Here is a 24,812-nt window from a genome sequence, read left to right as displayed (position 1 = left end):
ACGTCTTAAAACCATGCTTTGGCATGTATTTGTATGCTTCATTGAAATATCAATCATGCAGCCCCCAACGAGTGTCCTAACGACAAAACTCAAGTATGGTTTAAGTTATTTTCTTCCTAGCTGATTGTAAATAAAATGAACCGTACACCATTAAGCTTTGAGTTTTTTCCTGCACGCACAGAAGAAGGTCGTGCCAAAGTTGCCGTTACACGCCAACAATTACGCCAATTCAATCCTGAATTTTTCTCTTGTACCTTTGGCGCAGGCGGTACAACCCGTGATGGTACTTTACAAACAGTCTTAGACATCATGTCTGAAGGTACCGCTGCCGCACCTCATTTGGCCTGCATCGGCTCAGAAGAATCAGAAGTTCGCCATATTTTGAATACCTATCGTGAACATGGCATCAAACACATTGTGGCTTTGCGTGGTGACATCCCTTCAGGCATGGGCGTTATGGCATCAGATGGCTTTCGCTATGCCAATGAATTGGTTTCATTCATTCGCCAAGAACATGGCGATTGGTTTCACATTGAAGTAGGTGCATATCCTGAATTTCACCCGCAAGCTAAAAATGCACAAAGCGACATTGATTACTTTGTACAAAAATGCCAAGCAGGTGCCAATTCAGCCATTACCCAATATTTCTATAATATTGATTCTTACTTTGCATTTGTAGATGCCGTGCAAGCCCAAGGCGTGAATATTCCGATTGTGCCGGGCATCATGCCAATTGCCAATTTTTCAAGCTTAAGTCGTTTTTCTGATACTTGTGGTGCAGAAATTCCACGTTGGTTGCGCCTAAAATTACAAGCATACGGCGACGATACCGCTTCCATCAAAGCCATGGGCTTGGATGTGGTCACTGATTTATGTGACCGCTTATTAAGCCAAGGTGCACCGAGCTTGCATTTTTACACTTTGAACCAAGCTGGCTTGGTTTCGACTGTTTGCCAACGCTTGGGCTATTGATTTTTCCATTACCACCCCCATCAGGAGTGACTGCATGATTGGATTGTTGATTGTTACACATGAATCACTTGGCCATGCTTACAATGCGTTGGTCAGCCATTTTTTTGACATGTGTCCTGATAACGTACGCTTGCTCAATGTCGCTAAAGACACACCTCCTGAGTTAATTTTAGAACAAGCCACCCATTTGATTGAGCAAGTGAACCAAGGTCAAGGGGTATTGCTCTTAACTGATATTTTTGGTGCCACGCCCTGTAATGTGGCGCGCAAACTGATTACATCCATCGATGTGGTGATGCTCACGGGCTTAAATGCGCCCATGATGGTCAAAGCCATCCAATATGCACCACTGCGAGACAACGTTCATTTATTGGCACAAGAAGTCAAAACAGCTGCCATCAACGGCATCATGGCCTTAACCTATACACAAGAAGAAGCGACATAAATCATGATTACTGCAGACGTTACCATAGAAAATAAATTAGGCTTACACGCCCGTGCATCCAGCAAATTTACCCAAACCGCCGCCCGCTTCCAATCAGAAATTTGGGTGTCACGCAAAGAACGTCGCGTGAATGGCAAAAGCATTATGGGTTTGATGATGTTGGCAGCAGCACAAGGCTCTGTCATCACATTAGAAGTCGATGGTTCAGATGAAGAAGAAGCCATGGCAGCGTTGAAAAAACTCATTGCCGAATATTTCGGCGAGGAAGAATAGCGAAGGATAAAAAGTCATGAGCATCATGTTACATGGCGTTGCCATTGGAGGGGGTATTGCAATTGGGCGAGCGCGCTTATTGCAACAAGGTTTGGATGATGTGCCGCATTATCCCATTGAAGCGCACGAAATCAGCGTTGAATGCCAACGCTTTCAAAATGCGGTCAAACAAACCAGACGCCAATTAGAGCACTTACGCAGCAGTATTCCTGAGAATGCTCCAACCGAATTGGGCGCATTTATCTCGCTGCATTTGATGCTTTTGACTGATGTCACATTGTCTCGTGAGCCCATAGATATTATTGAGGCCAAAGAAATCAATGCCGAATGGGCTTTACAAGTTCAATTAGAACGCTTGTCACAACAATTTGACATCATAGAAGATCAATATTTACGCGAACGTAAGCAAGATATGTTACAGGTCGCTGAACGCATTTTTAAAAATTTGCGTGGTCAAGAAGTAGAATTGCATGTCGACAATGATTTGTTTGATGACATGATTTTGATTGCACATGATATTTCTCCTGCCGATACGATTTATTTCAAAGACAGTCGCATTTCCGCATTTGTCACCGATATCGGTGGTCCTACCAGTCACACCGCTATTTTAGGGCGCAGCTTAGATATTCCGTCAGTGATTGCACTGCACAATGCGCGCAATATCATCCAAGAAGACGAATGGGTCATTGTCGATGGTATTGATGGTGTCGTCATTGTTGACCCCAGTGATACGGTTTTATCAGAATACCGCAAACGTGCCAAACTCTACCGCAGTCAAAAACGCCAACTCAATAAATTAAAAAATACAGCAGCTACCACTGCCGACGAAGTCAATATTCAAATTTTAGCCAATATTGAATCCCCTGCCGATATCAATGCAGCGCATAAATTGTCTATTGATGGTGTCGGCCTGTTTCGCAGTGAGTTCTTATTTTTAAACCGCGATACTTTGCCTTCTGAAGAAGAACAGTACGAAATTTATTTAGATGCCATCAAAAAAATGAAGGGTAAACCACTGACCATACGCACAGTGGATTTAGGCGTGGACAAAAACCCTCGCTGGCTCAATCACAATGACACTTTAAATCCTGCATTAGGTTTGACTGGTATACGCTTATGCCTAGCAGAGCCTGTGATGTTTCGCACCCAAATGCGCGCCATTTTGCGTGCTGCAGTGCATGGCCCCATTCGCATTTTATGGCCAATGATTAGCTCATTGACTGAATTGCGACAATGTCACAGCCATTTAGAGTTGGTCAAACAGCAACTGACTGAACGCAGTCAAGAGTTTGAAAGCAATGTGGCGGTGGGTTGTATGATTGAAGTACCATCTGCGGCCTTAATGGTGGTGAGCTTGCTGAAATTGGTAGATTTTTTATCCATCGGTACCAATGATTTAATTCAATATACTTTGGCAGTAGATCGCTCAGATGACACCGTCAGCCACTTGTATCAACCTGCTCATCCAGCCGTCCTGAAACTGCTCACACATGTGATACGCAGTGCCATAAAAGCCAACAAACCAATTTCCGTATGTGGTGAAATGGCAGGTGATGACCGTTATACGCGTTTATTACTCGGCTTGGGATTGCGCCAATTTTCCATGCATCCGTCCAATATTTTACGGGTTAAAAACATGATTGTGCACAGCAATACCGATGAAATTGAAAAACAGATTTGGCGAATTCTGCGCAATGATGATCCGAATAAAGTAGATGATTTGTTGAAAAAACTCAACCACATTGAACCACAAAAAACCGCTGTTTAAAAACAGCGGTTTTTTTACTACTATCCATCAAAACAAATTGTCCATTTGTGCATTGGCTTCTTTATGTTGTACTGATTTCTCTACTTTAGGTGGCTTAACAACTTCCACTTTAGCGATATGATGCTCAGATGGCTTGGCAGCGTGTTCTGTTTTCTTCTCAACAACAACAGGTTTCACCGCTTCAACCAATTTGGTACCAGCAATTTTTTCATCATTCAACTTGGCTTGCGCCTCACCCTCGGTATCAGATTTGACAGCATTTTCATCACTGCCCAATGGATTTACAGGCACCAAATTACTATCGACCATACGGCTGTTACCTGCTAAATCAAGAATTTCCACGCCTGGATCAACTGGTTTTTCTACCGATTTTTCAACATAAGTATGCTCATTCAAAGCCACAACAGCCATGCCAATCAAACCAGCAGCAGCCAATGCCAATAAACCAATCAGACCCCAAAATGACTTCATAAAAACAGAAGAACGAGGCTTATTTTTTTGTGCGGCACTTGGCTCAACACTTGTCTCAGAATTATTCATAAAAATAAAAATTCATTTAAAATGATACGCTTATTTTAATACAAACCACGAAACCATATCTCCTAATCTAGAAAAATAGTCAAAATTTGCACCTTAAGGTTTTACTTAAGTAGTAGAAATCACTACTTACTGGGTTTGCACAGTCGGTACAAAAGTCTCATACAAAGTGACCAGTTTTTGTACACCCAACGTGGTGCTAATTTGCTGATTAATAGCAGCTTGCTCTTCAGGGGTTAACACACCTTGTGCATAGGTCACGCCATTGAATGTCGTGACTTTCACATGATTTGGGTTATAACCTTTTGGATTAAGTAACATGGTACGTATTTTAGAAGTCATCCACACATCTTGTGCCACATTCATTGAACGCTCTTCACCAATGGTAATATGGTTATACACGCGATTGACTGCCAATTGTGAACGGGCAATGCGCTCAGCAGTATCTTTTGCCGCTTGATCTGCCACAACGCCAACGAGCAATACCGCACGATTGTAACTGATGACTTTGACATTGTTATAAACATTAACAGGATATTGATTGTGCAAATAAGTGGTAATATTATTCACCACTTGCAATTCAATGACTTGGTCATCTGCTTGAGCACCTGTTGCGCGGCGGTCTAAAATGGACAAACCGCCCACTGCCAAACCACCTACTGCCAAAGCGGCACATCCACTCAACGCTTGAGTCAAGCTCACACCAATCAATACTGCTGCCAACGTTTTTTTCATGTAATCATCCTTACAGGTCGCTTAAACATTTCCCATTAATAATTGATCAATACCATCACACATCGCATGAATCAACAAAATATGCACTTCTTGAATGCGTGCGGTACGTTGATGTGACACATTCAACAAAATATCTTCTTCTTTTAATAAGTGCGCAATTTTGCCGCCATCTTTACCCGTCATCGCCACCACTCGCATATCACGCTCGTGCGCCGCTTCAATTGCTGCAATCACATTGGCAGAATTGCCAGAAGTTGAAATCGCCAACAACACATCACCGCTGCGACCCAAAGCTTCTACTTGTTTGGAGAAAATACGATTAAAATCATAATCATTGGCAATCGCTGTTAAGGCTGATGTGTCTGTGGTCAAAGCAATGCCTGCCAAACCCATGCGTTCAATTTCAAATCGACCCACCAATTCAGCTGCAAAATGTTGTGCATCGGCAGCCGAACCGCCATTGCCACAAGATAAAATTTTGCCATCGTTCACCAAGGCCGCAAACATCAATTCTGTTGCAGCAGCTGTCGCTTCAGCCAATAATTCTTGATTGTCTTGTTTGACTTTAATGCTTTCAGCAAAGTGTTCAAAAACGCGGTCAGTTAAATTCATGAGCATTCCAATATGTTTTTCAGCCACTGAATGTGGCCATTTCCGTCTATCAATACCGCATCAAAACGGCAAGCTGGTTCAGGCTGAGCCCGTGTGTGCAAATACCATTGTGCACTTAAAATCAATTTTCGTTGTTTGGTAGTTGTAATCGATGCCATAGCACCACCATAAGCTTGTGAAGTGCGCATTTTCACCTCTACAAACACACAGACCGAACCATCCCAAACAATCAAATCAATTTCACCACGGCGACAATGCCAATTGCGCTCAATGATTTGGCAACCTTGTGCCACAAGAAATTCCGCCGCCAAGTCTTCTGCTGCGCGACCGCTTGGATGTTGCAAACGCATAGCACCCTCCGCATATGATAGTATCACACCATCAACTGATTACAACGAGACACAAGTGTTACAACCCTTATTAGAACGTGCTCAAGCACATATAGAACCACAGACATTATATGTGGTGGCCACACCTATTGGCAATTTATCCGACATCACTTTGCATGCCTTAGCCGTCTTGTCTCGTGCTGATTTGGTTTGTGCCGAAGACACACGCATGACGGGTCAATTGCTCGCCGCTTATGGCATCAAAGCCAAAATGGTGAGTGTGCGTGAACAAAACGAACAATCCATGGCCAGCAAAATCATTGCTGCTTTAGAAGACGGTCAAGTGGTCGCTCAAGTGTCTGATGCAGGTACTCCTGCCGTGTGTGATCCAGGTGCACGTTTGGTTGAACAAGTACGCCAAGCTGGCTTTCATGTGCGGCCTGTAGTGGGCGCCAGTGCTGTAATCGCTGCTTTATCGGTTGCAGGTATTGTGGCACCTGATTTTGAGTTTGCAGGTTTCATTCCATCCAAACCCAATGAGCGCCGCCAATTATTAGCACAATGGCAAAGCAAACCACATACCATCATCGGTTACGAAACCCCGCACCGCATCGAAGCCACTTTGGCCGACATGGCAGCTTTGTTTCCTGAACGCCGTTTGATGCTCGCACGAGAAATCACCAAAACGTTTGAAACATTTTTAGTCGGCAGCGTGACCGAGTTACAGGACGCTTTAAAACAAGACAGCAATCAAAGCCGTGGCGAAATGGTTTTGGTGTTACATCCGCTCGAAAAAAGCACTGATGAGGCTGGTATTTCAAACGAAGGCGAAAAATTATTACAATTATTAATGGATGACATGCCATTGAAAAAAGCGTGTGACATTGTTCACCGCACTTTTGGTGACAATAAAAAAGACTTATATGACTTGGGCTTAACATTAAAATCAAAATAATTTTGCTTTTTTTATCCAAAAATACTTGACGCATTTTTTGAATCCCTTATAATGCACCTTCTAAACCAAATCCACTGCCCAGGTGGCGAAATTGGTAGACGCAGGGGACTCAAAATCCCCCGCCGCAAGGTGTGTCGGTTCGAGTCCGACCCTGGGCACCACAGATTTAGGAAAATAAACCGCGCTAGCGGTTATTTTTTTGCCCGCTATTTTCATACCCAAACTTCTTATGAATGATTCAATCATTCTTTCATCTCACTTGGTACTTGAATTGGTAACATGCTTATCAACGTAAAAGCAATCTGCTCATCATATTGTTTCCCAATCCATTCCTTCCTATTTTTAATATTATTCTTATAAAATTGATTTACAAATCACCGAGTCTTACCTATAATCCTACTTCTAAACCAAATCCACTGCCCAGGTGGCGAAATTGGTAGACGCAGGGGACTCAAAATCCCTTGGTCGTGGGTTCGATTCCCACCGGGCCCACCAAAGAAAACCTTGTGTTTAAAAGCTTTAAGCACAAAAAAAAGACCAGCCACCCATTATAGGTGGCTTTTCTTTTTGATTTTATAGACGGTTCTATAGACGGTTTAAATTGCGCAATTTTAATCAATTTGGTAATGCGGACCGTCACGTAACGTCTTCCAATCCCCACCCCAAGTCATTTTAACGCCCAATTCTTGGGCTGCTTGCTTAAAATATTTAGACAATTGTTCGTAATATTTCCACTCCCAAGTCAGCACACCATCAATCAACACAGCTACATCAACCGCATGACCGGTCAAATGCCGGCTATTCATCGTTTGACTGCGCCCTGCTTTGACATATTTCGCTTGTTGCTCACGAGTACGCAAACCTTCAGTAATCATGAAATCAATATCAGTCAATTCCATTGCACGTTCAATAATTTCCACCATCTTCGGATGAATGCCCTTTAATCGCTCACGGCTGCGCTCAGACAGTTGAAACTTGCCTGATGTGGTTTTGCTTGTCGCAACATAAGAAACGCTGCCTACGGCTTCCAAAGCCGCCTTTGTTTGCGGTCCAATGATGCCATCTTGTGCCAAACCACTGTCACGCTGAAAAGCACGAACATGCTGTTCTGTAATTTTGCCAAAAATGCCATCGGTTTTCACACCTAAGATTTTTTGATACTTCGCAATTTCATGCGATTTCATACCCAATTTCATCAAAGTCATTTTGACTGTCCTTTATCCAAATATTTTTGCCACTTTGCAACGACTACGTTTTTTGTATGCAATGTAATCAGCGATCAGATGCAACAAGACTGCACCTTCTAACGCCATCAATTGCCCATTGAATTCACTACCTGACTTGAGCAGCGCCGAACCTGAGTACATTCCAAAACCCAAAAAGCAAATGTGGCTCAACCAAATCGGATTGAGCCATCCTTCAAAACGTGTTTTTGACAGCACGCAAGCACTGTGCACAAAAATGGCGCCCAAAATGAGCGCCTGAATAATCGTTAAAAATAAAAGCATCATGGTTTTTTACTCCCTGATAATCGGCTTTTAAGCATAGGTCCTAGCTCCAAAACAACCCAAGGCCACGCCGCTGCAATCGCTACCGCACAAAACACATCCAAATCTTGCTCAAAGCCAAACATCTTTGGCAAATATGGTGCCAGAGATGCTGCCAAAACCGCCGACAATAAAATGGTCGCAATGCCATTTAATCGAGTTGTCTCTCGATGCCGCCCAAGCATAGCACCGCCCACCACGCCACCAATTAACAACAACTCAACTGGCAATCCCAAAATTTTACCTGTGATGCCAATCGCACCGAGCGCCCAATATGCTGCTCCTGTTTCTGCACTCATAAATTCCCTTTTTAAAAGACCCATTAATGCTGGTCATCACCACGGCTCAAAACCTGCGGGCAAATATTTCAAGTCTAAAATTTGCAAATCAATCACATTAGCAGACGCAATACGATAACCCGCAAGCGCGATTCCTAGTGTTGGCGTCCCTGCAATCAACAACTCAGGTTTGCCAACATATGCCGCATCCATGCCGTTTATGTAGAATTTAATGAGCGTGTTACTGCCGCTCTTTTCAACAGAGCAGCCAACAGTGTCCCCGCCATTCCATTTATAAACAGTGTTTGCAACCAATGTTGCATCTGTATAACGATGCCAATTTGCTGCTGTACTCGTGCCGTGCGGCTCTGTACCCTCAGCCACAGCCCCGCGCGGCATGAATAGATGGTATTGAGAACCGTCAAAAACCCCAAAACGAGGACCATTTGAATTCCCGACAATTACTTGATTGACTCGAATTTCAAAGTAATACTTGCCCCCGCTTGCAACACTTCTTGTTTTTGAAGACGGCAAAATCGGAAGCCAAGCGGCTAATGCGCCACTATTCAATTTTGCAATTGTATTTGATGCTGATAATACCCAATCAGCAGACGCCGTGAACCGCCAAAGCTGCTGCGGGCGTCCTGTGTTAACCGTCTTCATTAGTCCCATCAATTGCCTGGCCAAAAAACTCATGGCTCCACCTCCCACCAGCAAATCAAGCTTGATCCACGCTTGCTCAATGTAAGTGTATGCCACTTATTTTCAAACCAAGTCAGAACACTGCCACGCCAAGATATTGAAGGGAGTGTTACATTAAACGTGGCCGGATTGATTTCAAGCACCATGTCTTCCCCGTCTTGTAAATCAATAGTCAAAGCCATGGCAGATGCAGCTTGTAAATATTGCTTTTGCCCGTTTACAGACGATACTGCCGAGCCTGTAACTTGGAACCACATTTGCTTTTTGATTCGAGCGATACCATCTCGAATTTCAATCAACTGCGATTTCGTCTGAGCTGCAACCACTATTGCACCCACCTCCCATGCCTGAGCCGTTGTGCCTTCTTGCGCTCGCTGAATTGTGAGCGTCAATCCTGAAATCTCTGTTACTTTGACGATTTCATACAGGCTTGCAGCGTCATTTTGCAGCGTCAAAAACGCTGTTTCATTTACGCCCAAAACCAAATCACCCATACTTGCAACAGTCATGCTTGTTGCAGACGCAGTGATGCCTGCCGACAGTGTTGTCAGCATATTGTTTGCCCATGTGTGCATATTTAATCTCTAAAAATTCTGTCTAATTGAGTTTCTGATAAGACTTTGACTGATGCGACTTTGCCGTCTTTAATTGTCGCTGTTTGACCGTGCTTCTCTTGTGTAACATCCATCGTGCCGTCTACATTGATTTTGACATGCACTTTGTTGCCATCCTTATCGCACAAAATCATTTCGTCTTGACAGCTTTTGTATTTCGCAGACACATGCGGATTCAAGTCAGGACATAGCGCCTCGATGCAGCCTTTTTCTGTGTTGTAGTTAAGATGATTTCTGTCATTTTCAGGCCATACGGCAATTGGAGGAGGTAAGTCGCAAATAGGGTTTGGATTTGCGCTGCATAATCGTCTACTAATAGCAAACCCAACAGAATCACAACCTGTTTGATGACACATGTTGAATCCGCCGCCGAACGTACCATCCATGCTCGACTCGATTGCATTTGTAAGCGACTCAGGCACAAATGGGATAGATGCAAGACCAGCATCGACTGCTTTTTGCCGTGTTTGAGCGGCAAAATTTACCAAGATTGGCGTTTTAGGATATCCTAACTTACCAACATCCGTGCTTACTGTCCAATACACCCCGGAAACATATCCGCTATCAACTGTCGGCGGTACGCAGTCTTCAAAACCAACAGGGGGCACTGCTTTCGTGCCATTGCCGCCAATTCCGTCTAGCGTTACAGGCTCACCCGTTTCGCAGTCTTTGAGCTCGAACTTCTCAGGCTCATCACCGACTCGCAACTCTTCCCTAAGCGTGTGGTCAACAGGTCGATTATCTTCTGAACCCGTGGGAGCATCATCTCCCGTATATGCTTGGTCGCCCAAGCCGCTACCACCTGCATTGCCAATGCTTTTATCAATAGGCTTACCACGCTGTTTCGCAGAAGCAGTTTTGGGTTGACGTTGTGGACCAATCCATTTGGCAAGGTCATTCGCTGTTTGTCTGTCACTCATGCAATCAACTCCTGCTCGTCATTTGGAATACCAACGCCAATGGTGCGCGTCACTTCCACCTCCATTGTTTCGGTTGTTTCTTCTTCAATCTCATCTGCTACTACTTGGAAGTCTTTACTCTGGCGAATCTCGACACCATTGTTGTTGTCAGTGGTTTCTGTAATCCATCCGTGAAGCTTGTAGTAATAAACCGTTTGGCCAATACTGACTGTTTTGATTGCAGGGTGAGAGGAAGTATTTTCTGATTCCCAATCCTCATATTCGCCTTCTTCATAAAATACGCGCGCACCTTGGTGAATGTTGAAAACACCCAATTGGCTTTGGTATTGCGGCTTTGCAAAATGATTCAAAGCCGCGCGTGGCGGCTCAATCGCTTGGTGTACATAACTGCCATTTTCAGCATTTGAAAAAATGACATACGTCACTTCGGTATAAGACTTTTGAGTCGATTGCAAATCAAAAACATGCGTGATTTGGTCAACTTTGAAGCGTCCTGAAACTTGTCCTGCATCGACTTCATGCGTTTGAGTGATGTCCAATTGCGGTGCAATTTGATCAGTTCTACACACAAATTTGTGACTGCGATGTGACTTCAAAATATTGGTTTCTGCAATGCGCACAGCCACATCCAACGCTTGCTGCAATGCGCCTTTTTTGATGTTGTCTGCTTGAATAATCCAATAGCCATTGGCTTGTTTGATGGCACCTTGTTTGGCAGGGTTTTTGTAAGTGCTTTGGTTTTCCCAATTCTTGATTTTGCGGTCAGTAGCGTCTTCTCGCACTTGAGTCACCGTCACATTTTGCGTTTGCTTACGCTCACCATAGCGGCGTACTGATGCTGCATTTTGCACCGTCATCAAAATTGACTCTTCAACAGGTTGCACAAATTGCTTGCTGAGCATGAGCGAACAACGCTGTGCATACAAATCGGTATAGTTGTACACCACACGACTACTACGTCCACTTTCGTTCACAGGCTCAAACGTACCGCCGCGAGGTGACCAAATCATTTCAGCAGGAAATCCGCCACGCCACGAGCAACGATAAATGCCGCCATCGTGCAGGCCGCTTGATTCATAATGGCTCAATACCCAACCGGTATTTTGAGCAGCCGCTTTGACCGTGTCATTCAAAGGTGGTAAGCCATAGTTGGCGTAATTACACACTGTGTAGCGTGAATCAAACCAATATTTTCGCTCAGCATATCGGCACAAATCCCATTGATGCTGCAATTTGACAACGACGGTGTTCACAATGCTATCTTGCGAATTGACGCTGTGTGACCGGTGCGCCTCTTCAATCTCACAAGGTCCAAGCACATAATCAGGTATGATTTTGGCAAACCAAGAATTCACAAACGGCTGCCCATCGATGAAATCAAGATTGGCAGGAATGGTAGACATGCGATCTTCTAATTGTGTTGCCATATCATCGTAATCATCGCGCTTTTTGAACACATCTTCTTGAAAATAGCCGATTTGGTCCACTTGTGCTTGAGTCAATTGATTGAGCATGCGTTTTCTTGGTGTCAGCGCACTCCACTCGATGAAAAAGCCACCCACTTGCCAAATGCTGGCATCAAATTCACCGTCAAATAACACAAATGCCGGTTTATCAGGACGCACTAACTCAATGCGCATCTTACGATTCAAGTATTGGTATAAATCAATGCGCTCACCCACATCTTGCAAAAAAGACAGTTTTGCAGTTGAGGCCTCACCTGATGCCTGGGTGATTTCGATGCGGTCAAACAATTGGCACACATCGAGGCTACCTAAATCTGTTTCAACATTCAGATTGAATGGACCAAAATCTTGGAATGAGTCTTCAAAAACGTATTGCAATGGTTTTGGCTGCATCGTTTGCGGCAATTGCAGTGCAACGCCTTCGTACACAACGCCCATTTCTTGCGGCAATTGCAATGCGATGCCTTGATACACCACTTCATGCACAATCGCTTGCGGTAACAACAAAGCGACGCCTTCGTACGCAATTTCACCGACAGATTGCGGCAACAACAAAGCCACGCCTTCATACACAATATCAACAGCCGCACCTGTGGCAACGTGAACAGCAAGAGGGCTTGTGGCAAGAGGACGGATGGCTAACATTTAGATATTCTCTCGTTCGATCACTTTGTTCCAAGCCAAATGCATGATGGGTGCATTGTTATCATTTTGGCTTGAGGTATTTGGATTGACAGCACGTAACCAAAGCGGCACTGCAAATTCAGCACCACCATCCAAAACAGGTCCCAAGTTGGCGACTTTGGCAGTCGATGTGGTGGCAAATTCTTCTGATTGTGACAAAAACATATTGGAAATATCCCATGCCACTCCTGCACACACATAGCGAACCGTACCATCGGCAACACCTTGCCCATGTACCGTTGGCCAAACAGGTTGAGTACTTCCAGAAATACCAGAACTGATGCAGCGATACATAAAACCATTGCCTGGTTGCACCATACTTCCTGCCGTCACTGCCACATTTGCTTGCCACGCCTGCGCAGCTTCAGCCAACATCAATTTAATGTTGGTGTCAGGATTGCTGCTATCTACGGCCAATTCTCGTGACATATCGCGGCAACCGACATAAAACTTATAAATCACAGTTTCGGCATCTTTGTAAGCAATCGGCAAAGTAGGAAAGCCATTGCGCCATTGCACTTCTTGTGCAAGTTCTTCGTCAACATAGAATTTAAACTTCAATGGGTAACTCATGTTTTGTTCCAATAAAAAAGCGTCCTGATTTTTTCAGGACGCTGGTTATGGTTTTATGAAGTGATGCATTTTCACTTCATGGTTTTTTTATTGTAATTCAATCAAGCAAGTGCCAATTGATTCCAAAACTTACTGCGGGTATGCCAATCAGATTCCCAAGGCATACCTGCCAAATCTTGTATTCTCACAGTATCAATATCTAAATCTCGGCAAACTTCAGAAATCAATTCATGAGTATTGATAAAGCTATCATGTACTGATACTGCCATTTTGCGATTCAATGAAAACATGCCTTCTTGATAATGACGCCACCAAGCTGCCAATAAGGTTGCATGAATACTGGTTAAATAAATACGACGTTTTTGTTCTGGACTCAATACAGGCTGCACCACGGCTTCAGCAGTATCCAATAACAAACGATGCAAATATTCTGTCGCTTGTCCGACTTGCTCTAAAGTCAATTCGTCGATGTGTTCAACATTAAAGCGTTGGTGTACCAATTTGTAAGCGTCGGGATACAACATGCCTTTTTTGCTGACTACGGCATTGACGGCATCACGTAAGCCTGTGCGTTCATCTGTGGTAGTTGAGCGTCCTGTAAACTTCTGTGCTTCGGTTTCGATTAAATCCAACACCCATTTGCGGAATTGTTTGGCGACTTCGGTTTTGGCAAAAAAGGCGATTGCATAGCAGCCACGTAAACTAAAGATGCGTACTGATTTGTGCTGTAAGCCATTGATTTTACCGCTGACACTCAAATTGAGGGTCTGGGACATACTACTTGAAAACTCATCTTCATTACGATTAAAAATCTGTGTAACTGCATCGGCTTTTTTATAACCCAATGCGTGAGCTAATTCAGTAGCGGTAATCCAAATTTGGCTGTCAGTATGTGTAACAGGATTCAAAGAAACTTGATTGAAAGACAGTGCGTTCATGATGAACACTCCTTGTGTTTTTACGAAATTTTAAAAACCCAATTGGGCGGTCAAGAGGTTCGTAAGCCTTACACAAGGACGGCTGGAGTTATTCCCCTTACGGGTATTGTATTCCTCACCCTCTCGACCATAACTTTGACGCACTACTGCCTAAGCAATAGATACACGAATTCTATGGACGAAAAAATATCACTCAATGACGGCAGTGATGACCGCTTGTGTTTCAAGGCTACGACACCTTGAGCACATCATAAAACAAAAAAACCACCTGTGCAAGGTGGACTCAATTGGGCGGTCAAGAGGTTCGCAAGCCTGCATAAGACGGCTGGAGTTATTCCCCTTACGGGTATTGTATTCCTCACCCTCTCGACCATAACTTTGACGCACTACTGCATAAACAATAGATACACGAATTCTATGGACGAAAAAATATCACTCAATGACGGCAGTGATGACCGCTTATACAAAGGCTGCGACACCTTGAGCGCATCATAAAACAAAAAAGCCCTACCTGCAATAGGTGGGGCTTCAATCTTAAGAATGCTCTTATCGACTAGGCCTACTCCGCATATGTGGTTCCACATAAGTACCATCTTTGCGATAATACCCTTCAACATAAACCGTTTTTTCTCTTGATGGAGATGATGAAGAACTGTAATTACCGCTAGGTGGCGCATAATAACTACTAGAACCAGAGTTACCTTTTGAAAGCAGTCCTTGTATTTGTGTATCATTTTCACGCCATTGTCGTTTTAACTCTTGATTGTAAGCCTTCCTCTCTGCAATCAGTTGCGCATCGGTTTTTTCTTCTACTTTTATTGACTCAGATTCACCAAGATACGGTATCGGCTTAAACTCATCACCAGCCTCATCACTGCTTTCTTCGCTTTTGGTTGGTGCTGGTAAGGCAGGCTTCGCTTTTTGAACAGCAGGTGCTACGGCCTTGACAGTATTCACTGTATCGTTCTTCTTATCGCTAGAGCCTGAAAAAATGAAATTCATCAATACCGATAAACCAATTACAACCAATATCAAGGGGAGGCAGCCAGTTTTTGATTGTCCTTGCTGCCCATTGGGTTGATTTCTATTACCACCGCCAATTCTAGTGCGATACGATAAACCTGAACCAGGTATGCCCACATTGGCATGTGTACCACGTTTACCAACATTAATGCTAGCACCACGCCTGCCCACGGATACACTAGAAATACCTTTTTTGCCAATATTCACACGCACGCCAGGCAAAATCTTAATCGACTTTCTAAAACGCCATCCCATATGCTCACCCCAACAAAAAAAAGCCCGACCTGCAATAGGTGGATTCAGTCATGATTAAGTGATTAAAACTTTATCACTTACTTTTAACAAATATCTTAGGTGTCAATAGCTCTTTAGATTTGCTATCAATAAGTCCATTAAGCTCTTCTCTTAAAGGCTCAGACTGCTCAGAAAATTCGGCTTGGGTTAATTCATTATTTTTATATTGTTGTATCAAATCTTCAATTTTCTTACCTACTTTATCAACATTTTTATCTAAGTTTTCCAAATCTATAAAGTGTTTTGTATAATCATCACCTAAACAGGCAACTTGCCAAGACCTAAAAAACATTTTATTTGCATAATCGTCATCTTCATCATTGGGCTCATAAAAAATATCTTTGTTATCTACAGAATAGATAAATCCTGTAAAGCCTGTATAAGCTCCCATTCGGTTTTTACCATTCACATATCCACAAACAAAACCTCTTTTATCCTCACGAATAATAGCGGAATGATATTCTATGTCACGAAATAAATGGCTTGTTGGGTCAATCAAGCGTTGCTCAGCCGCAATTTTAGCTGAACGTATTGCCCAATATTGCGGTACATAATAAATAGCCAACCCTAGCAACATCACTACAAATATTGCCACACCAATTGCTATCTTCTTCTGTAAAACACGAATAGCTTGTTCATTGGCATTTTGTTCTGACAATTCATCATCAATTAACTGCTCTTCCGATGATTCTTACTGATTGTTAGTAATGATGGTTTTAATTGATTTAGGTTTAGGACTAAAATCAAGAGTCACGCCAGTCGCCGCCAAATACTTTTTCAATGACTCATTGTATTGTTTGCGTCTTTGAGCATCACACAACAGATTTTTACTCGCCAAAATCAGTTTAGGATTTTTCCCATTCGCTTCGGCTTTGGCAATGGCTGCCAACACTTCTTCCAATGATGCACTGGGTTCAATTTCCAAAAACTCATACAAATTAACAATCATGGCACACCCTTGTTAGAATATGCCATGATTATAACCAAAATCAAAACATCAAGTTATGAAGATTTTGCAGCACCATCACGAGCCATGTCTTTAAAACCTGCTTGGGCAATTTGCTTGATGATTTTGGCATTTTCAGGTGTGACCAATACTCTTGCCATATCAGCTTGGCTATCTTGCGATGCCAAATACAGGACGCCTAAGCTGTTTAACTCATTACTCATTTTGCTTACCTGTTCAGTAAACTGTTTAGGTAGCGCAGTGTTGGGATATGTCGAAGGTGTGGTTTTTTTGCCTGTTTCATCGGTTTGCGGTGAATACCAAGCGCTCGGACCATAATACGTCATTTGGTTTTTGGATTGTTCCTCTGCTCGTATTTGCGCCCATTGCTGTTTGTTGCGCTCATATCTGCTTAGTTTTTCCAAATCCGCCTGATTTTTCACCGACTGATCAAACGTCCTGACTGCATCCGTAAACGAAGTGACAGCTTTACCATCTGCCTTCACTGCTGCTTCATTGAGTTTTTGCGCCTCTTTGAATTGCTCAGCATATTCCAATTGCTGCTTATACAAAGCCAACTGTTCGGCTGTTGCACCTTTGTCTTTGAGGTCCATCAACTTAACTTCGGTATCAGATTTACCCAAGCGCGCAATTTCTTTGTTCATGTCCTCCAAAGTTTGCATAGCATTGCGCTGACGTTCATATTCACTGATGAGGCGATCCATTGCCATTGCTTTGCGCTGTTCTGCCTCTGTTGCGCCTTTTGCTGCCAACGACATTGCAGTCAATTGCTCGGTTGTTTTGCCCAATTGCCAAATTTGTTGCTCACGCTTACCAAGCTCATCAGCCACAAACTTATGATTTTGCTCAAGAAGCCTTGCTTCGGCTTCACGCAATTCATTGAGTTGCTTTTTGGTTTGCATCTCAATGTAATGTCGGTCCATCAATTGGGCATTTAACTCTGCCGCCCGCATGGTTTCAGCACTGGCACCTTTGGCTGCCAAGTTTGCCAAATTCTGCTGCACTGCTGCCAATTTCAGCTCTTCATTGCTCAAGCCAAGATTGGCATGCATTAAGGCAAATTCATCCGATACTTTTTTAATGGCATCAAAATCCAATGCCTGTGCAGAGGTTAACGAGGCTTTTTTGTCATCAGTATTGGTTTTGAGGTCAACAGTAGCAGTTACTTTTTTACCATCAAGTAACTTCATTTGCTCATTTAAATCTTTAGCATTTTTCTGAGCAGGCTCAAACATTGAAGCGTAAGCTTTATTCAAAAAAATCATTTGATTTTCATTAAGCTCCCCCGTTTTTTGCAAGCTCAACAACTCTTCTTCGACAGAGGATATGCCTGCTTTGATACGGTCATACGACTTTTCAACTAACGTTCCTTGGTCATATGTAAAAGCATCTGATGGATTTAAACCGACATCTTCCCAACTCAAATAACTCAAATGCTTTAGATTTTTTATTCTGCTTTCAAAATCATCTAATTCTTCATTAGCAGCATTCAATTTGCTTTGAATTTCCAAACGCAAGCGCAATTTGCCTTCTTCATTCAAGCCTTTTAATTTTTCAGTCAGTTCCTCAATGGGCGCAACTTGTCCCTGCAATGTAGAAGTGGCTGTACTTGCATCGCTACTTAAAACCGCATACATGCCTGCAACTGCTACGCCTGCAACCACGATACCCGCAGGACCACCCATGGCACCTATTAACATGGTTTTAGCAGCAGCCAATCGACTGGTTGCTACTGCAGCAGCATTACTAGCAATCGTCTCAGCAACAGTGGCAGCTGTGGCACGAGCAGTAGCAGCCGCCAAGTTAGCAGATGCGAGGGTTTGAGCGTTCGTACCCACTGCATGTGCCATTGCGGCTTGCGCTGCGTTTAATTCTGCCATTGCACGCAAGCGTTCAGTGTGAGTCGCTTGGACGGCAGCAGCAGTCGATGCAATGGTCGCTTGGCGTTCTGCCAGCAATGTCGCAATTTTGGCTTTTGACGCGGCAATCGCCAACCATGTCGCTTTACCAAGATAAGCAAGGCCTGAAGCAAAAGCCATTACCGCCACGGTGTCTAGATTTTCACCCAACAAACCCACTACTGAGGTGAATGCCTTCATTGCACCGGTGTTTTTGCCAGTTTCTCCTATGAATTCAGTCCAACGAGTGCTCAAGTTTTGCAATGCTTGAGTACCTGTTTGCTGCATTTTACCGAAATCTTTGTCAACACTAGCAGCAGCGTCCTGCAAAGCTTTGGCAACGACATCTGCAGTCAAAATTCCATCTGCTGCCATAAAACGCAATTGGCCAATGTTCACACCCAAGCTTTTGGCTATCGCTTGCAAAAGAGCAGGCTGCTGCTCAGCAATCGAGTTGAACTCTTCGCCACGCAGCACCCCAGACGCTAATGCCTGACCAAATTGCACCAAGGCAGCATTAACAGAGTCCATTGAGCCGCCTGAAATCATCGCTGTTTTGGCAACCGTACTGGTCAAATCAGCCGTTTCTTTCATCGTCAAACCCAACTTTTCGCCGTTTTGAGCAAAACGTTGATAAATACTGGCAACACTTTCCCATTGCATTGAGGTTTGCAATGCAATGTTTTTGGTGTCTTGCATTGCTTGGTTCAATTCAAGCTGAGAGGATGTCACCAATCGTAAGCGGTTTTCCAAACCCTGATACGCATCAGCAGCGCGCATCAAACTGGCTGCGCCTTGCAACGATACATAACCGAGTGCCATGGCTTTCAATGAACCAATCACCGATTGATAAGTACCATTGAGATTGCCAGCCGCTTGATTGGCTTGTAACAATGATTGTTGTTGTTTTCTATCAGCTTCAACCGCTTTTAAGGACGCTTCGGCGCGTGCTAATTGTTTTTGCGTCGCACCTTGCAAACGCAGCTCATGCAAACGCAATTCGATACTGGTTTTGCCAATTGCTTGGCGCTCTCGCTCAATACTCGACAATGATTTATTGAGCGAATCGGTTCTTTGTTGCTGTACCAACAATGCTTGTTTTTGTGCTTGCGTGGCTGCAATTTGAGCTGCTTTGGCATCTTGCAATGCTTTGAGTTTGCGATTCAAATTCGAAGCATGTACCAACTCAGCAGCACTCGCACCATTCAATTGCATTTCATAGACACGAATTTCGCTTGATGACATGCCAAATGTTTTGACCTCACGATCAAGCGCGCTGATAGAGTTAGCAACCGAACTGGCTCTTTGCTGTTGTACCAACAAGGCCTGTTTTTGTGCTTGCGCTTGTTCTGCTGCTGCAGCTTGTGCTTTTTTCTCAGCATCAATCAATTGCAGTATCGATTCAATTTGATTGCGCTGCTCAAGTGTAGCACCTCGACTTGAGGCTCGAAGACGGTCAAACTCGTCGGTGGTTCCTTTAAGCTGGTTAAACTGCCGCTTTAAACTGTCAATTTGACGTTCAACAGCATTAGACATTGAAGTAGTCTGGTTCTTTACCAATGCCACGCCATTGATGAAATCATCAGCATTCAGCCCAAAACGTAAATTTACTGATGCCATAGCTATTACCTTTTTTTATTTGCAGCACTGAAATTTTTGAACGGATCTGCACCACTAGCCGCTCGCTTAGGCTTCTTCGCCTTTTTGGCACTACTTTTTTTGTTTTCAGCTTGTTTGAATAAAATAAAGTCTTCGACACTGCCTTTGTATGAGCCCATGGTTGCAGCAACCAGGTACGACACCTGCGCCAAATACACTTCTTGGCGCTGAGACGGCATCATGTAACGCAAGCTGTGCGTCCAATACCCAAAAAAATCGCGCAACGGCATTTCTGCAATTGCGCTGATGGGCATTTTCAATTCAAACGACAACTCAAAAGCAAACTGTGTCAGTCGCTCTCGGTTGTTAATAAGGTCTTTGGGATGTCAAAACCACCATTGACTGTACCGATGGCAGATGATAATTTTTGGCGTGCTGCAAATGGCATGTCTTTTAAAAACTGCATTTGCTCTTCATCATCCAAATCAAAATAGTACGCACCCGTTTCATCGAACAACTCTAATGCTAAAGAGCGTTCATCCAACAATGCAGCACCATGTTTGTCTTTCAATGCACGCAATTGATCAAGTTTTTGGTAATAGCCATTCAACGTTGTTGATTTAACATAGATTTCCAAGTCACCCAAGTTAGGCACCAAGGTCAATTCGGCCAGTGGCGCCATGTAGGCTTTAAAACCTGCCATTTGCTCGGCTTTGGTCAGTTTTTTTGCCACTTTAGGAGCGACTTCAGTGGATTCAACATTCGGTTTTTCAGCGTCAGAAGTGTTTTCAGGATTGCTGATTACAGGTTTTTGATTTTTTGCAGCCATGTTTTAATGCCTATTCTTGATTAATTTGAATAAAAAAAGCGGGGGAATGAACCCCGCTTGGATTTCAGGACACTTATTCGCTGATTTCAACGTCTTGAGAGAATGACAACAATTCAGTGTCCATGCTGCCTTCCCAATCGCCATCGGCTTCGCCCGTTTCATTGAAGTTGGTCACTTGTGCCAAGTAACCACGCAATTGATTTGAACCTTCTCGCTGAAATTGCATGATGATTGGCTTCAATTTTTTGCCGCTCTCACGCAAGTGTTTTTGCAATGCATCAGCGTCATCAGAAACAAAATCTAATGAAATGCCACCCATTTCTACAGTGAAAGTTTTGGCCTTACGGCAAACTGTGTTTTTAGTTTCACTGCTGACTTCAAATTCATTGAAGTCAAAACCAGTGACATCACAAAATTGCATCATGGTCACGGTTTTGAACGAGCCTGGAATCAAGATTGCTTGAGATTTGGACAAGTCGAAACCTGCCAAAATGAACGAATTTTCATCGACAACAGCAATCGTGTGCATGCGGTTCAAATCTTTGTAACTTGAGCCACTAATCTCAATCACATCACCATCTTTGAGGCTATGTGCTGAGGCAGTGACCACAGGATTTTCAACTGTGGTGATTGCTGTCATGGATTTTGCGGTTGTACCTCGACCATCGGTCGAAAAACGAACCATCGTACCAAAAACGGGTTGTGTCATATTGATTGCCTTCCAAAATAAAAAAACCACCAATGAAGGTGGTGTAAGGTCTAACGCTGTTTGAATAAAATTAAAAAGCGGTCACTTGATAAGTGAGCATCGCCCAATATGTTTTGGTGTTTTCGTCATAATCCAATTCAGGGTGGTCAAATGTTTGCAAACGTGGCATGGCATTGTTTTGTAAATTGGTGGTGATGGCCGCATCAATGGCCTGCAAGATTTCATCACGTTCGACTGCATTTTTGCCATGAACGTCAATTTGGATCAAAGGCACTTCACCACGTCTTGCTGATGTGGTTTTACAATTAGTATTACGAATGCGCCCACCAATTTGTCGAAATTTTAAATACGGTGCCTGTGTGCCATTGGGTACCACATCAGCGTAAGCTTTACCGTTCACCAAAGGACTCAAAAACGCATTCAAGGTGACATAAACGCTACTCATCAAAAAACCCTCCCTTTTCGTCTGACATCTTCAATCAAGGATTTAATGGCTATTTTTTGAGCTTTTGGTCCATCGGCTTGCGCTGTCGGTCTGATAAATGGGTGACGAGCCTCATAAATATTGGAAATTTTGCCAATATTCGCTGCCGCATCATTTTTCTGACGCACCGTCACAACATGCATTGCTGTGGCACCATAACCCTTTGATTCGGATTTGGTCATACGCTTCACAATCAATTGGTCACCCAAAGAGCCAGGCGTCAATGTCACTAAGCGGCCTTGGTAATACACTTTATAAGGTGCTTGTGCGACATAAGCGCGTGATTTGGCTTTGTCACGCAAAAACACTCCCGCCTTCGCAGTAGCTTTAACCGCTGACAACCCCACTTCTGACTTACTGCCCAATTGTTCCAAGGCTTTGAGAGCTGCGCGCAATCCTTTCAATTTCACACTAGCTTTCATGCTCAATCCATTTCTTGCATGCCAAATCCATATAAGCTTTACCTTGGGCATCTGGCAAAACAGCAATGATCTGGTAAATCTCGCCATCGAATTTCACACGCATCAAGTGGTCAATGCCTTTGCGTTGGCGGATGCGAAACGACACTGTCAATTCAGCCAATTGGATGCCTTGCTTGGCAAACTCACGCCCATTTATGAAACGAACATGACAATAAGGTCGGCAAACTTGCGTCCATTGAAAACTAACCCCACCAAACACATCTTTGACTTCGGCTGAGCTTTCAATGGTAATGATTTGGTTCAATTTACCCGCTTGCATGTCACACTCCAGGACGCTTACGATGTTGCCGCAATAATGAAGTAGCGGCCAAAGGCAAATTTGTATTGCCTTCACGGTTTTCATATAAAAAAGCCGCTGTAATCAACATAGCCATGCGAATATCATGGGTTACCACCATTGCAGATTGATCCAATTCAGGATTGGCTGAAATTGCCGCCAATAAATCTGCTTCACTCTCAAATACAGGACGATTCAGATAAGCCAAACAAGCAGAAATTGCAGCATTCACCAACAAAGGCAAATACCCATCTTCGTCATCAAAATCAATTCGGCATTGTGACTTTACTTGTTCGGCAGTAATCATTACTCGTTATCCTTCAGTTCTTGTGTTGAATCGCCAGACTTGTCATCTTGCGCTGCGCGCTCAGCCTCGGCTTCCATCCAAGCGGTTTTGTCTTTGGCTGAAATGGCTCCCAATTCAATCGCTGCTGCCATCAGCTCGTCAGGACACTCATCGCCTTTTTGGTACTCAATTGGATAAACTTCGCCATTGGGTACGCCATAAAATTTTTTAGTCAGTTTTGCCATGATTTTTTTATTCCCAATAAAAAGCGTCCTGCAAGGTTTTACAGGACGCTTTAATTGCATTGAAGGTTATGCGGTAACCGCACATTTTAACAAACGCATCGCTTCTGGATTGTCCACACCACCACCCAAACGCTTAGTGGTATAGAACTGAACGTAAGGTTTGTTGGTGTATGGATCACGCAAAATAACGACACCTTTGCGATCCACAATCAAATAGCCGCGCTTGAAGTCGCCAAAAGCAATTGGTAGGGCATTGGCTGCGACATCGGGCATTTCAGCCACTTCATACACAGGATAGCCCAAAATCGTTGAAGGCTGACCAGCTTGGAATGATTTTTCCCACAAGTAATTACCATCACCATCTTTCATCTTACGAACTTTGCGCAAGGTTTTGCGGTTCATGATAAATGAGGCTCCACTACTAAAAGAAGCTGGCAAATCATAAACCACATCAATAATAGCATCGGCAGTAATGTCTGCAGCCGATTCGGAATTAATAGTCAAAATCGCACCAAATGGATGCTTGGTGGCATTGGCAGCACCTGTGGCATACGTCAATAAACCAAATGGCTTACCTTTGGCACCATCACCAGCAATAAATGCCGCATTTTCGGTAGTTGAAAAAGTTTCTTGAACTTCTTCTGCCAACCATGCTTCCAAATCGGTCTCAGCGTCATCCAACATCTGCTGAGTGGCAGCAGGATTGGCATACATTTCGCCTGTGGCAAATTCTAAACTACCAAATGTTGCAGTATTTGTTTTACCACGAGTATCTTCCTCACCCACCCAACCAGCGCCAGTACCTTTTAAATTGTACAAACGTGAAAAAGTTGCCTTGGAAGTTGGAACAACGCGAAAAATCTGACGCAATGGTGAGATTTCATGCAATTTGTCGGTAATGGTACGATCCCATTCGGTTGGTACCAAATAACCACCATTGCTATCTGGTGATTTCTTCAAATCAGCACGAATTTCTTCTGTGCGCATGAATGCCACCATCGCTTCTGCATTGGCCTTCGCTTCTGGGCTACGACCGCCGCCATTCATTTGACCTGCCGCCAATTGCAGCACCAAATCATCAACAGTGGTTTGTAAAGCATTCACCAAATCTGCCGATTCTTTTTTGGCTGCTACAATGTCTGCAGGCGTAGCAGCTGATTTTTCCAACTCATGAATTCGCTTGTCTTGGTCTTCTTTGAAAGCTTTAAAACTGTCTTTCATGTCTTTCAAAACAGCAGCTACGTCACTGTCAGCACGAGGCGCAGTGACCATGCCACGTTTCATCACATGAGTTCCCGCCGCCATGGCCAATGCCATACCCTTCACAGAACGCGTCACTGGCGCGCTCAAAATCATTGCTTTTTGCATAAT

The 24,812-nt window shown here is 43.7% G+C and carries 31 protein-coding genes and 1 tRNA gene; 6 read left to right on the top strand and 26 right to left on the bottom strand.

Translation table 11 applies throughout. The features are described from left to right. Window positions 1-135: 135 nt before the first annotated feature. Genes metF through ptsP form a run of 4 tightly spaced genes read left to right on the top strand, consistent with a single transcriptional unit; the run spans window position 136 to window position 3,458 of the window. Window positions 136-972, top strand: a complete 837-nt coding sequence (gene metF, locus ADP71_RS12245; RefSeq protein ID WP_019959335.1) for a methylenetetrahydrofolate reductase [NAD(P)H] — start codon at window positions 136-138, stop codon at window positions 970-972. A gap of 34 nt (window positions 973-1,006) precedes the next feature. After that, on the top strand, window positions 1,007-1,417 hold the full coding sequence (locus tag ADP71_RS12240) for a PTS sugar transporter subunit IIA (RefSeq protein WP_019959336.1): 411 nt from the start codon (window positions 1,007-1,009) through the stop codon (window positions 1,415-1,417). A 3-nt stretch (window positions 1,418-1,420) separates the two neighbouring features. Then, complete coding sequence (locus ADP71_RS12235; RefSeq protein WP_019959337.1) at window positions 1,421-1,690, top strand: HPr family phosphocarrier protein; 270 nt, start codon at window positions 1,421-1,423, stop codon at window positions 1,688-1,690. A 16-nt stretch (window positions 1,691-1,706) separates the two neighbouring features. Further along, window positions 1,707-3,458 (top strand): phosphoenolpyruvate--protein phosphotransferase, encoded by a 1,752-nt coding sequence (gene ptsP, locus ADP71_RS12230; protein WP_171461187.1) that lies wholly within the window; start codon window positions 1,707-1,709, stop codon window positions 3,456-3,458. Window positions 3,459-3,485: 27 nt separating this feature from the next. On the opposite strand, the gene ADP71_RS12225 is transcribed toward ptsP, so the two are convergent. From ADP71_RS12225 to ADP71_RS12210, 4 genes are all read right to left on the bottom strand, one after another. Next, window positions 3,486-3,998: a hypothetical protein gene (locus tag ADP71_RS12225; protein ID WP_171461186.1), complete on the bottom strand. Its 513-nt coding sequence runs from the start codon at window positions 3,996-3,998 to the stop codon at window positions 3,486-3,488. Between the two features lie 126 nt (window positions 3,999-4,124). After that, window positions 4,125-4,730, bottom strand: a complete 606-nt coding sequence (locus ADP71_RS12220) for a BON domain-containing protein (RefSeq protein ID WP_019959340.1) — start codon at window positions 4,728-4,730, stop codon at window positions 4,125-4,127. A gap of 21 nt (window positions 4,731-4,751) precedes the next feature. Beyond that, on the bottom strand, window positions 4,752-5,342 hold the full coding sequence (locus tag ADP71_RS12215) for a phosphoheptose isomerase (RefSeq protein WP_019959341.1): 591 nt from the start codon (window positions 5,340-5,342) through the stop codon (window positions 4,752-4,754). Further along, the gene (locus ADP71_RS12210) at window positions 5,339-5,692 is read right to left on the bottom strand and encodes a YraN family protein (RefSeq protein ID WP_104932428.1); all 354 of its coding nucleotides are present in this window, start codon (window positions 5,690-5,692) and stop codon (window positions 5,339-5,341) included. Before ADP71_RS12210 ends, ADP71_RS12215 begins: the two co-directional genes overlap by 4 nt. A 55-nt stretch (window positions 5,693-5,747) precedes the next feature. On the opposite strand from ADP71_RS12210, the gene rsmI reads away from it, so the two are divergent. Together rsmI and ADP71_RS12200 are read left to right on the top strand one after the other, a co-directional pair. Then, on the top strand, window positions 5,748-6,626 hold the full coding sequence (rsmI, locus tag ADP71_RS12205; RefSeq protein ID WP_019959343.1) for a 16S rRNA (cytidine(1402)-2'-O)-methyltransferase: 879 nt from the start codon (window positions 5,748-5,750) through the stop codon (window positions 6,624-6,626). A 76-nt stretch (window positions 6,627-6,702) separates the two neighbouring features. Then, window positions 6,703-6,787, top strand: a tRNA-Leu gene (locus ADP71_RS12200). A gap of 450 nt (window positions 6,788-7,237) precedes the next feature. On the opposite strand, the gene ADP71_RS12195 is transcribed toward ADP71_RS12200, so the two are convergent. The 22 genes from ADP71_RS12195 to ADP71_RS12090 form a co-directional block, all read right to left on the bottom strand. Next, complete coding sequence (locus ADP71_RS12195) at window positions 7,238-7,831, bottom strand: M15 family metallopeptidase (protein WP_104932304.1); 594 nt, start codon at window positions 7,829-7,831, stop codon at window positions 7,238-7,240. A gap of 12 nt (window positions 7,832-7,843) precedes the next feature. Continuing rightward, complete coding sequence (locus ADP71_RS12190; protein ID WP_104932303.1) at window positions 7,844-8,137, bottom strand: hypothetical protein; 294 nt, start codon at window positions 8,135-8,137, stop codon at window positions 7,844-7,846. Further along, complete coding sequence (locus ADP71_RS12185; RefSeq protein ID WP_104932302.1) at window positions 8,134-8,472, bottom strand: hypothetical protein; 339 nt, start codon at window positions 8,470-8,472, stop codon at window positions 8,134-8,136. The genes ADP71_RS12190 and ADP71_RS12185 overlap by 4 nt, the downstream gene beginning before the upstream one ends. A gap of 36 nt (window positions 8,473-8,508) precedes the next feature. After that, window positions 8,509-9,147, bottom strand: a complete 639-nt coding sequence (locus ADP71_RS12180) for a hypothetical protein (RefSeq protein WP_104932301.1) — start codon at window positions 9,145-9,147, stop codon at window positions 8,509-8,511. Then, entirely contained in the window at window positions 9,144-9,728 is a 585-nt protein-coding gene (locus tag ADP71_RS12175; protein WP_104932300.1) for a hypothetical protein, read from the bottom strand. The genes ADP71_RS12180 and ADP71_RS12175 overlap by 4 nt, the downstream gene beginning before the upstream one ends. A 2-nt stretch (window positions 9,729-9,730) precedes the next feature. Beyond that, window positions 9,731-10,687, bottom strand: a complete 957-nt coding sequence (locus tag ADP71_RS12170; RefSeq protein WP_104932299.1) for a hypothetical protein — start codon at window positions 10,685-10,687, stop codon at window positions 9,731-9,733. Next, window positions 10,684-12,798 carry a hypothetical protein gene (locus ADP71_RS12165; protein WP_104932298.1) on the bottom strand — a complete coding sequence of 705 codons (2,115 nt, stop codon included), beginning with the start codon at window positions 12,796-12,798 and terminating at the stop codon, window positions 10,684-10,686. Before ADP71_RS12165 ends, ADP71_RS12170 begins: the two co-directional genes overlap by 4 nt. After that, entirely contained in the window at window positions 12,799-13,410 is a 612-nt protein-coding gene (locus tag ADP71_RS12160) for a hypothetical protein (protein WP_104932297.1), read from the bottom strand. It abuts the gene before it with no gap. Between the two features lie 101 nt (window positions 13,411-13,511). Further along, window positions 13,512-14,348: a BRO-N domain-containing protein gene (locus ADP71_RS12155; RefSeq protein ID WP_104932296.1), complete on the bottom strand. Its 837-nt coding sequence runs from the start codon at window positions 14,346-14,348 to the stop codon at window positions 13,512-13,514. A 546-nt stretch (window positions 14,349-14,894) separates the two neighbouring features. Beyond that, complete coding sequence (locus tag ADP71_RS12150) at window positions 14,895-15,626, bottom strand: DUF4236 domain-containing protein (RefSeq protein WP_171461185.1); 732 nt, start codon at window positions 15,624-15,626, stop codon at window positions 14,895-14,897. A 73-nt stretch (window positions 15,627-15,699) separates the two neighbouring features. Next, window positions 15,700-16,323 (bottom strand): hypothetical protein, encoded by a 624-nt coding sequence (locus ADP71_RS12145; protein ID WP_104932293.1) that lies wholly within the window; start codon window positions 16,321-16,323, stop codon window positions 15,700-15,702. Window positions 16,324-16,356: 33 nt separating this feature from the next. Then, entirely contained in the window at window positions 16,357-16,614 is a 258-nt protein-coding gene (locus tag ADP71_RS12140; protein WP_104932292.1) for a hypothetical protein, read from the bottom strand. 53 nt (window positions 16,615-16,667) lie between these two features. After that, complete coding sequence (locus ADP71_RS12135; RefSeq protein ID WP_171461184.1) at window positions 16,668-20,150, bottom strand: tape measure protein; 3,483 nt, start codon at window positions 20,148-20,150, stop codon at window positions 16,668-16,670. 5 nt (window positions 20,151-20,155) lie between these two features. Next, window positions 20,156-20,449: a hypothetical protein gene (locus tag ADP71_RS12130; protein WP_171461183.1), complete on the bottom strand. Its 294-nt coding sequence runs from the start codon at window positions 20,447-20,449 to the stop codon at window positions 20,156-20,158. Between the two features lie 29 nt (window positions 20,450-20,478). Further along, complete coding sequence (locus tag ADP71_RS12125; RefSeq protein WP_171461182.1) at window positions 20,479-20,958, bottom strand: hypothetical protein; 480 nt, start codon at window positions 20,956-20,958, stop codon at window positions 20,479-20,481. Window positions 20,959-21,031: 73 nt separating this feature from the next. Further along, window positions 21,032-21,667, bottom strand: coding sequence for a hypothetical protein (locus tag ADP71_RS12120; RefSeq protein ID WP_104932288.1), 636 nt, complete (start codon window positions 21,665-21,667; stop codon window positions 21,032-21,034). A gap of 70 nt (window positions 21,668-21,737) precedes the next feature. Beyond that, window positions 21,738-22,112 (bottom strand): tail completion protein gp17, encoded by a 375-nt coding sequence (gene gp17 / locus ADP71_RS12115; protein WP_104932287.1) that lies wholly within the window; start codon window positions 22,110-22,112, stop codon window positions 21,738-21,740. After that, a complete protein-coding gene (locus tag ADP71_RS12110; protein WP_104932286.1) occupies window positions 22,112-22,573 on the bottom strand; it encodes a hypothetical protein in 462 nt (153 codons plus the stop codon). The genes gp17 and ADP71_RS12110 overlap by 1 nt, the downstream gene beginning before the upstream one ends. After that, a complete protein-coding gene (locus ADP71_RS12105) occupies window positions 22,563-22,892 on the bottom strand; it encodes a phage head closure protein (RefSeq protein WP_158667281.1) in 330 nt (109 codons plus the stop codon). The genes ADP71_RS12110 and ADP71_RS12105 overlap by 11 nt, the downstream gene beginning before the upstream one ends. Window position 22,893: 1 nt before the next feature. After that, on the bottom strand, window positions 22,894-23,217 hold the full coding sequence (locus ADP71_RS12100) for a head-tail connector protein (protein WP_104932284.1): 324 nt from the start codon (window positions 23,215-23,217) through the stop codon (window positions 22,894-22,896). Next, complete coding sequence (locus ADP71_RS12095) at window positions 23,217-23,441, bottom strand: hypothetical protein (RefSeq protein WP_104932283.1); 225 nt, start codon at window positions 23,439-23,441, stop codon at window positions 23,217-23,219. The genes ADP71_RS12100 and ADP71_RS12095 overlap by 1 nt, the downstream gene beginning before the upstream one ends. A gap of 66 nt (window positions 23,442-23,507) precedes the next feature. Continuing rightward, a complete protein-coding gene (locus tag ADP71_RS12090; protein WP_237343024.1) occupies window positions 23,508-24,809 on the bottom strand; it encodes a phage major capsid protein in 1,302 nt (433 codons plus the stop codon). Between the last annotated feature and the right edge of the window lie 3 nt (window positions 24,810-24,812).

The organism is Vitreoscilla sp. C1, from assembly GCF_002951955.2.
In the GTDB taxonomy this organism is placed as follows: Bacteria; Pseudomonadota; Gammaproteobacteria; order Burkholderiales; family Neisseriaceae; genus Vitreoscilla; species Vitreoscilla stercoraria.
This window is presented reverse-complemented; position numbering and strand designations above follow the sequence as displayed.

What these genes read in the sequence shown, in the direction of transcription:
- ADP71_RS12220 (WP_019959340.1), bottom strand. Translation starts at nt 4,730, where the DNA reads ATGAAAAAAACGTTGGCAGCAGTATTGATTGGTGTGAGCTTGACTCAA.
- ADP71_RS12135 (WP_171461184.1), bottom strand. Translation starts at nt 20,150, where the DNA reads ATGGCATCAGTAAATTTACGTTTTGGGCTGAATGCTGATGATTTCATC.
- ADP71_RS12235 (WP_019959337.1), top strand. Translation starts at nt 1,421, where the DNA reads ATGATTACTGCAGACGTTACCATAGAAAATAAATTAGGCTTACACGCC.
- gp17 (WP_104932287.1), bottom strand. Translation starts at nt 22,112, where the DNA reads ATGAGTAGCGTTTATGTCACCTTGAATGCGTTTTTGAGTCCTTTGGTG.
- ptsP (WP_171461187.1), top strand. Translation starts at nt 1,707, where the DNA reads ATGAGCATCATGTTACATGGCGTTGCCATTGGAGGGGGTATTGCAATT.
- ADP71_RS12125 (WP_171461182.1), bottom strand. Translation starts at nt 20,958, where the DNA reads ATGGCTGCAAAAAATCAAAAACCTGTAATCAGCAATCCTGAAAACACT.
- metF (WP_019959335.1), top strand. Translation starts at nt 136, where the DNA reads ATGAACCGTACACCATTAAGCTTTGAGTTTTTTCCTGCACGCACAGAA.
- ADP71_RS12095 (WP_104932283.1), bottom strand. Translation starts at nt 23,441, where the DNA reads ATGGCAAAACTGACTAAAAAATTTTATGGCGTACCCAATGGCGAAGTT.
- ADP71_RS12150 (WP_171461185.1), bottom strand. Translation starts at nt 15,626, where the DNA reads ATGGGATGGCGTTTTAGAAAGTCGATTAAGATTTTGCCTGGCGTGCGT.
- ADP71_RS12120 (WP_104932288.1), bottom strand. Translation starts at nt 21,667, where the DNA reads ATGACACAACCCGTTTTTGGTACGATGGTTCGTTTTTCGACCGATGGT.
- ADP71_RS12225 (WP_171461186.1), bottom strand. Translation starts at nt 3,998, where the DNA reads ATGAATAATTCTGAGACAAGTGTTGAGCCAAGTGCCGCACAAAAAAAT.
- ADP71_RS12180 (WP_104932301.1), bottom strand. Translation starts at nt 9,147, where the DNA reads ATGAGTTTTTTGGCCAGGCAATTGATGGGACTAATGAAGACGGTTAAC.
- ADP71_RS12090 (WP_237343024.1), bottom strand. Translation starts at nt 24,809, where the DNA reads ATGCAAAAAGCAATGATTTTGAGCGCGCCAGTGACGCGTTCTGTGAAG.
- ADP71_RS12165 (WP_104932298.1), bottom strand. Translation starts at nt 12,798, where the DNA reads ATGTTAGCCATCCGTCCTCTTGCCACAAGCCCTCTTGCTGTTCACGTT.
- ADP71_RS12100 (WP_104932284.1), bottom strand. Translation starts at nt 23,217, where the DNA reads ATGATTACTGCCGAACAAGTAAAGTCACAATGCCGAATTGATTTTGAT.
- ADP71_RS12140 (WP_104932292.1), bottom strand. Translation starts at nt 16,614, where the DNA reads ATGATTGTTAATTTGTATGAGTTTTTGGAAATTGAACCCAGTGCATCA.
- ADP71_RS12105 (WP_158667281.1), bottom strand. Translation starts at nt 22,892, where the DNA reads ATGCAAGCGGGTAAATTGAACCAAATCATTACCATTGAAAGCTCAGCC.
- ADP71_RS12195 (WP_104932304.1), bottom strand. Translation starts at nt 7,831, where the DNA reads ATGACTTTGATGAAATTGGGTATGAAATCGCATGAAATTGCGAAGTAT.
- ADP71_RS12215 (WP_019959341.1), bottom strand. Translation starts at nt 5,342, where the DNA reads ATGAATTTAACTGACCGCGTTTTTGAACACTTTGCTGAAAGCATTAAA.
- ADP71_RS12175 (WP_104932300.1), bottom strand. Translation starts at nt 9,728, where the DNA reads ATGCACACATGGGCAAACAATATGCTGACAACACTGTCGGCAGGCATC.
- ADP71_RS12160 (WP_104932297.1), bottom strand. Translation starts at nt 13,410, where the DNA reads ATGAGTTACCCATTGAAGTTTAAATTCTATGTTGACGAAGAACTTGCA.
- ADP71_RS12185 (WP_104932302.1), bottom strand. Translation starts at nt 8,472, where the DNA reads ATGAGTGCAGAAACAGGAGCAGCATATTGGGCGCTCGGTGCGATTGGC.
- ADP71_RS12190 (WP_104932303.1), bottom strand. Translation starts at nt 8,137, where the DNA reads ATGATGCTTTTATTTTTAACGATTATTCAGGCGCTCATTTTGGGCGCC.
- ADP71_RS12240 (WP_019959336.1), top strand. Translation starts at nt 1,007, where the DNA reads ATGATTGGATTGTTGATTGTTACACATGAATCACTTGGCCATGCTTAC.
- ADP71_RS12155 (WP_104932296.1), bottom strand. Translation starts at nt 14,348, where the DNA reads ATGAACGCACTGTCTTTCAATCAAGTTTCTTTGAATCCTGTTACACAT.
- ADP71_RS12110 (WP_104932286.1), bottom strand. Translation starts at nt 22,573, where the DNA reads ATGAAAGCTAGTGTGAAATTGAAAGGATTGCGCGCAGCTCTCAAAGCC.
- ADP71_RS12170 (WP_104932299.1), bottom strand. Translation starts at nt 10,687, where the DNA reads ATGAGTGACAGACAAACAGCGAATGACCTTGCCAAATGGATTGGTCCA.
- ADP71_RS12210 (WP_104932428.1), bottom strand. Translation starts at nt 5,692, where the DNA reads ATGCGTTTGCAACATCCAAGCGGTCGCGCAGCAGAAGACTTGGCGGCG.